This window comes from Clostridium sp. CMCC3677 (assembly GCF_023845585.1).
In the GTDB taxonomy this organism is placed as follows: Bacteria; Bacillota; Clostridia; order Clostridiales; family Clostridiaceae; genus Clostridium; species Clostridium aquiflavi.
In genome coordinates this window covers 1-12552 of sequence record NZ_JAMQHS010000015.1, presented here as the reverse complement: position 1 = coordinate 12552, position 12552 = coordinate 1, and the positions used below count along the sequence as shown (strand labels likewise).

The following is a 12552-nucleotide window of genomic DNA, read 5'->3' as shown; positions in this document are numbered from 1 at the left end:
CTTGTCAACATTTTGTTCAACTCAATTTGTTGCGTAAATCTTGTAATTTTATATAACCTCAAAAAAGCTATAGAAATCATTCCATAGCTTTTTGAGTATTATATTTTAATTATACAAATTTAGTAAAGTTCGCATTTACTTATGATACGGTTCTCCGTTACTTATTCTAAACGCTCTATATATTTGTTCTAATAGCATAACTCTGAAAAGTTGATGTGGAAATGTCATTTTACTAAAGCAAAGACTATGATTAGATCTTTTTAAAACAGCTTCACTTAAACCTAAGCTTCCTCCAATTACGAAGCATAAGTTGCTATTACCTCTTACTCCGCAATTATCAATGAATTTAGATAGTTCTTCTGATGACATCATCTTACCTTTAAGATCTAATGTAATTACATACATATTATCTTTTATAGAATTTAAAATCTTATTGCCTTCTTTATCTTTTATGATGAGTTCGTCCTTTTCAGACGCATTGTCTGGAGTTTGTTCATCTTGTAGCTCCACTATATTTAATTTACAATAACGAGATAATCTTTTAGAATACTCATCTATAGCATGTTTCAAGTATTTTTCTTTAAGTTTTCCTACTGAAATAATTGTTATATTCATATTTTCTCCTTAGTTTTAGTCTCATAATCTATTTTATTTTCACCTTATATTTTAGGTAATTATTAATATTTTAGTACAAAAATAAGCTCGTAAAATTTAATCTTTTCTACAAGCTAAGATATAAAACTAAAAGTTCTACCTATACTAAAATACTAATATACACTTAAAACACAATTCTGTTTTAATAGCCTAAAGTTTCATTTATAAATATTACATGTATTCTATCTTTATCAATTTGTCTCTTAATTAATGTGTATTCATTACAAATTCTTTCTTTGCTATTACAGTCGATGCATTTTCCTATTTTTGAGCATGGTGTAGCCTTGTTTAATCTTTTTGTATTTGCTGGTGCTGATACTTCTTTATTTCTTTTAATTGCATCCTCTATAGTTGGAACTATCTTATTTACGCCTGCAATTATTATTACTTTTTTTGGTCCATAAAGAATAGCTGCTACCCTATTACCATTACCATCAACATTATAAATTTCACCTTTTTCAGTAATAGCATTTGAGCTTGTGAAATAAGCATCTGAAAGAAATGCTTGTCTGTATATTTCATTTACTTCTTCACGTGTGATATTAGGTTTATTTCTATCTAATAAATTGTATTTTCCATTCTTAAGATAATCCATAACCCCACATTCAAATAAGGTCATTGATCCTCCAAATGCAATTTTATTGCCTGGTTCTATTATATTTTCTATAATACCTATTAAGTCATCTTTAGATTTAGCAAAATACCCATTCATATTACTTTTTCTTAACTCATCTATTGTTCTTAATATTTTTTGTTCATTTACCCACATAATATTATTGTCCATATTATCACCCCACGCTATATTGTATTTATAATCCCAATCAATCATATTGAGTATAAATCATAATATCATTATACAAAATTTACCATATAGAAATCAAATAATATCCCTATAATATTTTCACTTAATTTTAAAATGTATATTATCTTTTATTAATAAAAGGTTTACTGTATTTATCAACTAATACCCAAAAGAAACATAGTTGATTATGAATTTAAATTCTTATATATTTTTACAATGGTTGTCCATTAAAATTTTCTATATATAAATAAAAGGGATCATTGTAGATCCCTTTTTAGAAAACTATTTACCACAACACTTTTTATATTTCTTTCCGCTTCCACATGGACAATCGTCATTTCTTCCAACTTTTTCATTATTTCTAATGATTTTAGAATCTCTAAATTGTTTTTGAATTTCTTTTCTCTTTTCTTCTGAGAATATTCCATCCCATTGTGGTAAAGTGTAAAGATATTCAGCTTTTGCATCTAACATATTATAATATAAATTTTCTAAATCAATATCTAATACTAATTCAGTATTTTCATCTAAATTTTCTAAATCATATTGATTTTTTAAACTATCATTTATTCCATCAATGAATCCCATTATAAATTCTAATGAAGAATCATATTCTTTTGCTAAACCAGCAATTGTTGTCTTCTTAGGTTCTTTATGTTTTGCTAATAAATCTTTATAAATGCTTTTTTCTAACTTACTATATTCTTGCCAGAAAGCATTTTCTCCCTTAGTTTTTACATAGTCTACAACCATATTAGTCCAATCTGTATATAAACTCATTTTTAAAATCCTCCCTTAATGTTGCTTTTGTTTTATATTTATAAATTTATTTTATAGTAACCAATTTAAAATTCTATAAATTCACTAGGTTCATGTCTATTTGCCATAGTTAATGTTATGTCATTCTTTTCATTAATTCCATTTTCTCTTAATACATTAACTACTGTTTGATATGCTAAATCAGGTTGATTATTAGTACTGCTTAAATGTCCTAAAATAACCTTCTTATTAAAGCCATTCTTTAATATTTCTACAATAGCTTCACCGCAATCATCATTAGATAAATGTCCTATCTCACTTAATATTCTTCTTTTTAAGCTATACGGATATGGTCCATATTTAAGCATACTGACATCATGATTACTTTCAAGTAAAATAATTTCTGATTCTTTAATATTATCATATATTTCTTTTGTAAATGTTCCTAAATCAGTTGCTACACTAACTTTTTTATTTTTGTTAGCAATAGTATAACCCATAGGAGATATTGAATCATGAGGAATATTAAAGGCTTTCACATCTAAGTCTTTAATTTGAGTAACTGATCTTTTATCAATTACCTTTATATTATGCTCTTTTATCTTTCCAATTAATGATTCCATAGCACTCCAAGTGTTGGCATTTGCATATATTGGTATATCATATTTTCTTGATAAAACTCCAACACCCTTTATATGATCACTATGTTCATGTGTTACAAAAATACCATCTAAATCATTTGGTGACTGATTTATTGATTTCAATGCTTCATCAATTCTTTTACCTGGAAGTCCAGCATCTATTAATATTTTTGATTTTTCAGAAGCAACAAACATACTATTCCCACTGCTTCCACTGTATAAAGAACAGAATATCATTTAAATTCCTCCTATGATAACATAAAAAGCCACTCTATTCTACTGTAGTTCTCTTTATATCCGCTCCTAAAGCTCTTAATTTATTTTCTATATGTGGATATCCTCTATCTATATGTTCTATACTTGTTATTTCTGTTCTTCCTTCAGCTAATAAACCAGCTATAACCATAGCAGCTCCAGCTCTTAAATCAGTTGCTTTTACTACTGCTCCAGTAAGTCTTTTAACACCCTCAATAATAGCTACTCTACCTTCAACTTTTATGTTAGCGCCCATCTTTTTAAGTTCATCTATATGTTTATGTCTATTTTCCCATATAGACTCAGTAACTATACTCTTTCCAGAAATAACGCTTAATAAAGCTGACATAGGTTGTTGAATATCAGTCGGGAATCCTGGATAAGGGGTAGTCTTTACGTTTACTGCTTTTAGTTCATCACTAGCACAAACCCTTATACAATCATCATCTTCTTCAATTACTGCACCCATTTCTTTAAGTTTTGCTGAAATTGATTCTAAATGCTTTGGAATAACATTCCTCACATAAACATCTCCACGAGTTGCAACAGCTGCTATCATAAATGTACCAGCCTCTATTTGGTCAGGTATAACGCTATAAGAACAACCTTTTAGTTTTTCAACACCTTGTATTCTAATAACATCAGTACCAGCACCTTTAATATTTGCACCCATTGAGTTTAAAAAATTAGCTACATCAACTACATGTGGTTCTTTTGCCACATTTTCAAGAGTAGTAACACCATCTGCTAATGTTGCTGCAATCATAACATTTATTGTAGCACCTACTGATACTACATCAAAAAATATATTTGTTCCTTGTAATTTTTCTGCTTTCACTATTACAGCACCATGTTCTATAGTAACTTCTGCACCAAGAGCTTCAAATCCTTTTATGTGTTGATCTATAGGTCTAACACCAATTGGACATCCACCAGGTAACACAACCTTTGCTTGCTTAAATCTTGCTAATAAAGCTCCTATAAAGTAATAAGAGGCTCTCATTCTTCTTACATCCTCAGTTGAAGCATCAAAATTACTTACATTTGTACTATCTATTTCTAATGTATTATTATCTATTTTTACTGTATTACAACCTAAACTTTCTAATATTCTTTCAAGGCAATGTACATCTTCAATATCTGGTATATTATCAATTACACATTTTCCTTCACTGGCCATTATTGCTGCTGGTAATATTGCTACAGCTGCATTTTTAGCACCATTGATCTCAACAGAACCTCTAAGAATATTCCCTCCATTTATTATCAATCTTTCCATCGAATTCACCCTATTCATAAAATCTATATTTAAATACGTCAAACTCCTGATTATATCTATATTTTCATTAGACATTATTGTCCTATTATATTTATTAAAATCTACTTTTATCATTATATCATAAACTTAATTTATTTAAATATATTTTTTTCCTTATATTAATAGTTTTTTAAACATTTTACTTAATAAATTTCCTTTTTATAATATTAAATGTAATATAGTCAAATTTTAACGATATAAATTATGGGTATTATGTAAAATTATTTACTTAATTACATTTTTATTATTATCATTCATATTTTAATTATTCTTCTATTTTTTTATTTGTTCTATTGTGTTATAATTTATTAAAACTTTGTAATAGCAAGACATTAGTTTAGATTGTGAGGTTTACATGAAGTATTATATAGTTGCGGTATTTGATGATGAAACATATCAATTAATTTCACCTATTCAAAAAAATATGTCAAAAAAATTTAGAGGCAATAGAAATTCACCTATGCCATTTATTCCTTTATGTATTGTTGATAATCCTAATTTCGATAAACTTTATCCGATTATAAACAAAATTATATCGCCATATAAAGTTTTTAGGATTGATGCTTTGGATTCTGTTTATGTATACGATAATACTAGAAGCGTTAATTTAAGGATTGATAATAGAGGATATATTAAGAGAATTTCTCGTGCTCTTAGTGACATGCTTATTTTAAGTGGATTTAATATTAAAACATTTGATGAAAATTTTGTTTCTCTATCAAATTTAGGTTATATATCAAAAGACTATAAAAAGCAGGATATAAAGTTAAATTTTCCATACCTATATAAAAATAATCCTTATATAAAATTAAAGATTAAAAAAATAGAAGTTTGGAAAATACCTACATCTAAAAAAGATTTACCGTTAAAATCATTTGTTTTAAAAAAATTTTAAATATATTTATTTGTTTTAGTAAAAGAGAATTTGATAATTAATCATTCCCTTTTACTATTATTTTTTGTATTTTTAAGAAAATTTAAAATATTTTTTATTGTATTCGTTTTCTCCACTTTCTTTTATTTTAAAATTTTTGTAAAATAAAAATAATGATTTATTAAAGTAGGGGGATTCAGTATGAATGTTAAAGACCTCTTTGAAACTCAAAGAATAATAAATAAAAATTTAACATTAAATAATCAATTAGATGACTGTAAGATTCAAACTAGAAAATATTTGGAATTCAACGTTAAGATTAGCGAACTAGCTAATGAAACTAAATGCTTTAAATACTTGATGGATACTAACAATTTTATAGATATGCAAGTTGTATTTAGAAAATATGTATCCTGTTTATCGCAAATTATTACTATCGGACTAGATAATAATTATTCTGATATAACTGAGATTGATGTAAAACCTAATGACTACTGTTTAAGTGATCAATTTTTAAACTTATATATTGATATAAACGATTTAATTATATCACCATCAAAAGATCACTACCTTACTTTATTCGAAGACATCTTAAGTTTAGCAATAACCTTAGGATTTACTCAAACTGAACTAAAAAATGAATTTTCTAAAAATACGTATGAAAAAGTAGCTCTTTAATTTGGAGCTACTTTTTTTATTGTTTAAAAAATTATAAATCATATAGTTTATAATTCCAAAAATCACCTTCACATTTTTTTTATAAACTTAATATTTGCCTCATAGTAAGGACATAATATTTTTGAGGTGATTTTTATGATGGGCATAATATATGCTATAATTTCTGGAATTTCAATGAGTTTACAAGGCGTATTTAACACAAAATTAGGTGAAAAAATAGGAATTTGGGAAACAAATGTTATAGTACAGCTTACTGGACTAATTTTAACTTTAGTTATATCTTTTTTTTGTGGAAAAGGGAGTTATTCTAATATAAAAAATGCTAATAAGATATTTCTTTTAGGAGGAGCACTTGGAGTTGTTATTATATTTACTGTAATGAAAAGCATTGGTGGAATGGGTACTACCTTTGGTATAGGTACTATATTAATAGCTCAACTCTTAGCAGCAGGAATAATTGATGCCTTTGGATTGTTTGGCACTGAAAAAATCAAATTTACACTTCATGAATTTTTAGGAATAGCAATTATGATAGTTGGAATTATAATATTTAAATGGAAACACTAATTTAATCGTTGTATAATATTTTTGAATTACATATTTTAAATACGGTAATTGATATATGGAATAGGTAAAGTGGCATTGTAATTTAATTTTGATAATTCTGCTAAGCTTTACTTATTCATATATCAGTACTCTACTAAAAAATATCCAAAATAAAACAATCATTTAAATATAGAAAGGACCTTCTATGTCAAATTTTTTTAAGAATATAAATTTTTTATTTAATTTAACTAACAACAATTTAAAGGAATATTTTAAAGAGAAAAATGCTATTAAATTTGATCAACTACAATTTAACTCTGTTAATTGGTTTGGTCATGCTACAACAGTTATAAACTTAAGTGGAAAAGTAATTATAACTGATCCTGTATTATCCGATGTATTAGGTTATTTTAAAAGAGTTGTTCAAAAACCTAATTACTTAAAAGATTTAAAAATAGATTATATAATCCTATCTCATGGACATATGGATCATATGCACTTTCCATCTCTTAGTAAACTAAATAAAGATGCTATTGTTATAGCGCCTAAAGGATATAAGAAAATCCTTAGATTATTAGGATTTAAAAATGTATTTCTTTTGCATCCTAATGAAACCTATGAAGATGATAATATTAAAATAACTGCATATGAAGCAAATCATGATGGAAGAAGATTTTATGTAGGAATTGATGATGAAAGCTTATCTTATCTAATTGAAAGAAACGATAAAAAAGTTTTTTTTGCTGGTGATACTGCATTTACTGATAATTTTAAAGGAATTGTATCTGATATTGCTTTAATGCCAGTTGGATGTTATATTCCAGAAAGATTTTCTCATATGCATTGTACTCCTCTTGAATCTTATGAAATGTTTAAAATGATGAATTCCAAAGTAATGATACCTATTCACTATAAAACATTTATAATATCATTAGAAGATTTCAATGAAACTGAATTGATATTAAAAAACTTAAAAGATAATAATATAAAGATAATTGATATTGGAGAAACGTTTATTTTCTAGTCTTATTCTTTATATAAATACTTATATTATATATTTCTAAATATAATTGTAAATATTTTAGTTAACTTGTGTATTAACAAAACACCTATTATTCATATACTATATATTGAAATAAATAATTGGGAGAAGAATATGTTTGCATTTTCATATAAAAATAAGCTAGATCCTAATTTAAAACACTATATGTCTAATAATTGTTATAAAAATTATCGAGTGCTGATAAAATATAAAAATTTTCAATCCTCTATAGAGAAAAAAGTTACATCATATAAAGGTAAATTACATCATGTTATAAAATGTTCTAATTTAATAAGTGCTACTTTAACTTCTAAAGGTATTGAAAGAATTGTTGAATATCCAGAAATAGAAAAAGTTTATTTAGACGAATATTTATTTCTTTGCGGTATGAGTGTTGCTACAGCTAACAAAGTACACTTTTCAGAGAAATATAAGTTGTCAGGAGCTGGTGTAGGAATTGGGATTGTAGATAGTGGTGTATTTCCACATCCTGATTTAATATCTCCTAGCAATAAAATATCATTATTTGTTGATTTAATTAATGATTTTAATTATCCTTACGATGATAATGGTCACGGTACATCAACTAGCGGCATTTTATGTAGTAGTGGACTTGCCTCAAATAATATGTACAAAGGAATAGCACATAAAAGTAAATTATTTTGTTATAAAGCTTTTGATAAACTAGGAAAGGGTTTTGCTTCTGACATATTATATTCAATAGAATCTTTAGTAGAAATCTCTAAAGAAAATAACATAAAAGTATTATGTCTACCATTTGAATTATTAAGTCATAATACATTTATCATCTCTTGCTTTGATTTGACATTTAAATATGCAATATTAAATAATGTTATTCCTATAGTACCTAGTGGAAGTACATTAAATAACTCGTCTTCTATTATGGGAATATCTACGTGTGATAATTGTATTACAGTTGCAGGCTTAGACAGCACTACTCCGATAATAAAGCCATATACCTTTTCTTCATCAGGTCCATTTGGAAAATCTGGAAAGCCTAATTTATCTGCTTCTTGTGTAAATATAGTTTCATTGAACAGTGATACTAATTACTTAAGTGAAAAAAATGGCTTAAAGATTTATCCTAAAAAGCTTGAAGCACCATATAAAACTTTTACCGGAACATCACTTGCCGTATCATATGTTAGTGGATTATGTGCTTTGCTATTTGAAAATAATCCTGAACTAACTTTTAATGATTTAACTTCACTATTAAAAGTTGCATGTGATCCTGTTGATGATATTCCTAAAAATATTTGTGGTGAAGGTATTATAAATATTGATACATTGATGCCCTAAATTATAAAAATAATAAATACTATAAATATTTTTAGTATTTATTATTTTTTTATTTGGCTCTATATATTAGTAGAGTGTTGATATAGATCTTTTTATTTATTGCTTTATATATGACTCTGGGTTTATTGGAGTTCCCTTTGATCTTAATTCAAAATGTAAATGAGGTCCTGTACTTCTTCCAGTACTACCAACAGCACCAATAACATCTCCTTTTTTTATTTCTTGTCCTTTCTTCACATGAATTGAGCTTAAATGACCATAAAGTGTTTCTAATCCATCTTCATGTTTTATTTTAATCATATTACCATATCCGCTTACAACTCCAGCGTCTTCAATAACCCCATCAAAAGCCGCTGTAACAGGGTCCCCTGTATTCCCTGCTATATCTATTCCATTGTGAGTCTTCCCCCATCTTGGACCAAATTTAGATGTGATGTATCTACCTCTAGTTGGATATTGTAAAAATGTTGCTTTAGTTCCAATTGGAGTTTTGCTACCTCTATATTCAATCCTATCTTTAGCTTCTTTTGTTACATATTCTGAAATTATATTTTCATTCAGCTTTTCTCCATTACGGTAAGTAACTTCAGCAGTAACTTTTTTGCTACCAGCCTCGCCTTCTTTGATATTGTTTTCTCCTATATACATAGAATCATCTCTTTTTATTTGTGTTTTAGGCGCTACAGTTACTTCTTTTTCTTCTTTAATTTTAACATCTACTTTTATATTTTCATCATTTATCATATTGTCAACTATTTGCTTAATATCATTTACATTTGAAATTGGAACTTTAACATCTGAGTATTTTACATTAGCATTAATCTCAGTATCAAGTACAGAATCTAATTTTATATTAAACTTATTTAAATTTTGCATTATGAAATCTTTAAAAACATCACTAGCTTCATTTTCATTGAATACTATTCCGTAATCTTTATTATTTATGTTTATTAACTTTGCATCAACTTCATCATTAATGATTTTCTTTATATTCTTTTTAATATTTTCTTCACTAGATTTTTCTATATTTTCTTTGTTAGTCTTAAATCTTAATTTCTTATCTTGTACTAAATCAGTACCTAGTCTTTTATTTAATTCATCATTAACCTCACTATACATTTGCTTAAATTCTTTCTTATCATAAATATAACCTACTAGCCTTCCATCAACATATGCTTCAAATACCTTATTAGAATTTGCATTTGCTATTAAAATTATTGAATTAAATATAACTGTAAGACAAATTATAAATTTAATTACTTTCATTTTTCTCGTGTTCATAATTTAATCCTTTCACTTTTATAATTAAAAATACAATTTATAATCTATCCTATTACAAACAAATTTATTCATTAGTTTAAAGTATTAGTTGTTTTCTGTATTCATTGTGGTTATAATATTGGTTTGTTATAATAATTTACAAAGACTTTATTATGAAAGGTAGGTAGTGATAAGTATGAGCACTTTTATGCTAAAAAATAAGGTACCAACATTTACTCCTATAAGTAATATTTTTATCGAAAAGTATATGCCTAAAGCTAGAGGAGAATTTATAAAAGTTTATTTATTAATGCTAAAGTATAATACTTGTAACGAATTAGGAGTCAGCTCATCAATACTAGCATCCTCTCTTAATTTATTAGAATCTGATATTATGAATGCCTTTAATTATTGGAATGATGAAGGAGTAATAAAATTTACTCCTATTGATAACATGGGAAATTTTAATATAGAATTCTTAAATTTATCAGAAGAAAATTTAGATGATTCAAAACAAGTTGATTTACTTAATGCACTTGATGAAAATAATACAAAAGATATGTTAAAACATATAGAAAAGTTACTTGCAAGACCACTATCCCCTAAAGAAATGTCAATTTATTTAAATTGGCAAAGGGAATTAGGTTTTTCCTCAGAACTAATTTTAATATTAATAGAATATTGTATATCTAAAGGAAAGTCTGATGCAAGATATATAGAAAAAGTTGCTTTATCTTGGCATGATTTAAAGATAAGAACCATTGATCAGGCTCAAAATTTAATAAAGAAAACAGAAGATAAATGGTTAAACATAAGAAAAATACTAAATTATCTTGGTATAAAAAATACTGAAATTATGAAACCTCAACAAGATATTATAGAAAAATGGCTTTTAGTTTATAAATTTCCTACAGAGATTATATTTAAAGCCTGTGATATATGTTTTGAAAGGTTAAATAGGGCAGACTTTAAATATATCGATGGTATATTATCTAACTGGTATAAGAATAATATAAAAACATTAGAGGATATAGCACTTAAAGATAAAACCCCTAAAAATAAAAATTATAAAAAAACTAACTATTCTTCTGAAAAGCCACCTCTTAAGTTTAATAACTTTGAAGCAAGAGAATATGATTATGACTCTTTAGAAAAAAAATTACTAGGATGGGATAATAATGATTAATGGATATCAAGCAGAAATCTTAAAAACATATGAGAATATTAGAGAAAATGAAGCCAAAAATCTAAAATTAAGAAGGCTAGAAGTATCTAATATATGCCCTGAAATTTTAGAGTTGGATAATGAAATACAAAGAATGTCTTTAAGAATGTCTTTAGAAATCATAAAAGCTGATGACAGTGAAAAAACATTAACACAATATAAAGAAAAAATTACAGACTTAAGAGTAAGAAAATGTGAAATGCTCGTAGCAAATGGTTATGATCCTGAATATTTAAATTTAAAGTATACATGTAGCAAATGTAAAGATACTGGATTTATAGGTGCAAATAAATGTACTTGTTACAAACAAAAATTAATCAGATTACACTACAAAGATTCCGAATTAGAAAATACTATAAAAGAAAATAATTTTAATAATTTTGATTTAAATCTATTTTCTACCCATAGATTAGGTGATGAAAAGTATTCTCCAAGAAAAAATATTGAAAATATATTAGAATATGTTTTAAATGATTATATTCCGAACTTTTCATCTCAAAATATAAATTTATTATTCTATGGTAATCCCGGTAGTGGAAAAACTTATTTATCATATTGCTTATCTAAAGCAATATTAGATAAAGGTTATCTAGTTGTATATAAAACATCTGATGAATTAATTAAAAATCTAAGTGAAATAAGATTTAATAATAATGCCAATTTAGAGGCACTACTTTTAAATTGTGATTTACTAATAATTGATGATTTAGGTGCAGAACATTTAAATGAATTTTCTATAACAGAATTATTTAATATTATTAATAAAAGAATATTAACTAAAAAGAAAATGCTTATTTCTACTAATTTAACATTACCAGGTATAACAAAGCAATATACAGAAAGAATTGCTTCTAGATTACTTGGTGATTTTAAACTTTGTAAGTTCTATTCAGAAGATATAAGAATTAAGAAAAACCTACAAAAAAATAGATAAAAAAATAGCTTCTAATAATTTTAGAAGCTATTTATATATATAAAAGTAGTTATTGACGTTAAAAACAAAAAACTCTAGTTTTACTAGAGTTTTGTTGGCGACTCAGAAGGGGCTCGAACCCTCGACCTCCGGCGTGACAGGCCGGCACTCTAACCAACTGAGCTACTGAGCCATATTATTTTTTATGTTTTATGGTGGGCACAACAGGGCTCGAACCTGTGACCCTCTGCTTGTAAGGCAGATG

The 12552-nt window shown here is 26.3% G+C and carries 13 protein-coding genes and 1 tRNA gene; 7 read left to right on the top strand and 7 right to left on the bottom strand.

The features are described 5' to 3' along the window. Window positions 1-135: 135 nt before the first annotated feature. The 5 genes from rlmH to murA form a co-directional block, all read right to left on the bottom strand. Complete coding sequence (gene rlmH / locus NG901_RS15200) at window positions 136-615, bottom strand: 23S rRNA (pseudouridine(1915)-N(3))-methyltransferase RlmH (protein WP_053342617.1); 480 nt, start codon at window positions 613-615, stop codon at window positions 136-138. A 181-nt stretch (window positions 616-796) separates the two neighbouring features. Beyond that, a complete protein-coding gene (locus NG901_RS15195) occupies window positions 797-1438 on the bottom strand; it encodes a lactate utilization protein (protein WP_252216422.1) in 642 nt (213 codons plus the stop codon). 300 nt (window positions 1439-1738) lie between these two features. Next, entirely contained in the window at window positions 1739-2236 is a 498-nt protein-coding gene (locus NG901_RS15190) for an SEC-C metal-binding domain-containing protein (RefSeq protein ID WP_035783332.1), read from the bottom strand. 65 nt (window positions 2237-2301) lie between these two features. Then, window positions 2302-3093 carry an MBL fold metallo-hydrolase gene (locus NG901_RS15185; RefSeq protein ID WP_252216419.1) on the bottom strand — a complete coding sequence of 264 codons (792 nt, stop codon included), beginning with the start codon at window positions 3091-3093 and terminating at the stop codon, window positions 2302-2304. Between the two features lie 34 nt (window positions 3094-3127). Beyond that, on the bottom strand, window positions 3128-4390 hold the full coding sequence (gene murA, locus NG901_RS15180) for a UDP-N-acetylglucosamine 1-carboxyvinyltransferase (protein ID WP_252216415.1): 1263 nt from the start codon (window positions 4388-4390) through the stop codon (window positions 3128-3130). Between the two features lie 394 nt (window positions 4391-4784). Between murA and NG901_RS15175 the strand changes: the two genes are divergently transcribed. From NG901_RS15175 to NG901_RS15155, 5 genes are all read left to right on the top strand, one after another. Beyond that, window positions 4785-5324 carry a hypothetical protein gene (locus NG901_RS15175; protein ID WP_252216413.1) on the top strand — a complete coding sequence of 180 codons (540 nt, stop codon included), beginning with the start codon at window positions 4785-4787 and terminating at the stop codon, window positions 5322-5324. Window positions 5325-5504: 180 nt separating this feature from the next. Beyond that, window positions 5505-5981, top strand: coding sequence for a dUTP diphosphatase (locus NG901_RS15170; RefSeq protein ID WP_252216411.1), 477 nt, complete (start codon window positions 5505-5507; stop codon window positions 5979-5981). Between the two features lie 135 nt (window positions 5982-6116). Then, window positions 6117-6548 (top strand): DMT family transporter, encoded by a 432-nt coding sequence (locus tag NG901_RS15165; RefSeq protein WP_252216410.1) that lies wholly within the window; start codon window positions 6117-6119, stop codon window positions 6546-6548. Window positions 6549-6732: 184 nt separating this feature from the next. Further along, window positions 6733-7551, top strand: a complete 819-nt coding sequence (locus NG901_RS15160; protein WP_252216409.1) for an MBL fold metallo-hydrolase — start codon at window positions 6733-6735, stop codon at window positions 7549-7551. 132 nt (window positions 7552-7683) lie between these two features. Further along, a complete protein-coding gene (locus NG901_RS15155) occupies window positions 7684-8889 on the top strand; it encodes a S8 family serine peptidase (RefSeq protein WP_252216408.1) in 1206 nt (401 codons plus the stop codon). A gap of 96 nt (window positions 8890-8985) precedes the next feature. Here NG901_RS15155 and NG901_RS15150 read toward each other — a convergent pair whose 3' ends face one another. Further along, window positions 8986-10170 carry a peptidoglycan DD-metalloendopeptidase family protein gene (locus NG901_RS15150; RefSeq protein ID WP_252216407.1) on the bottom strand — a complete coding sequence of 395 codons (1185 nt, stop codon included), beginning with the start codon at window positions 10168-10170 and terminating at the stop codon, window positions 8986-8988. Window positions 10171-10345: 175 nt separating this feature from the next. On the opposite strand from NG901_RS15150, the gene NG901_RS15145 reads away from it, so the two are divergent. Next, a complete protein-coding gene (locus NG901_RS15145) occupies window positions 10346-11335 on the top strand; it encodes a DnaD domain protein (protein ID WP_252216406.1) in 990 nt (329 codons plus the stop codon). Next, the gene (locus NG901_RS15140) at window positions 11328-12308 is read left to right on the top strand and encodes an ATP-binding protein (RefSeq protein ID WP_252216393.1); all 981 of its coding nucleotides are present in this window, start codon (window positions 11328-11330) and stop codon (window positions 12306-12308) included. Before NG901_RS15145 ends, NG901_RS15140 begins: the two co-directional genes overlap by 8 nt. A gap of 95 nt (window positions 12309-12403) precedes the next feature. On the opposite strand, the gene NG901_RS15135 is transcribed toward NG901_RS15140, so the two are convergent. Beyond that, a tRNA-Asp gene (locus NG901_RS15135) sits at window positions 12404-12480 on the bottom strand. Window positions 12481-12552: the final 72 nt, after the last annotated feature.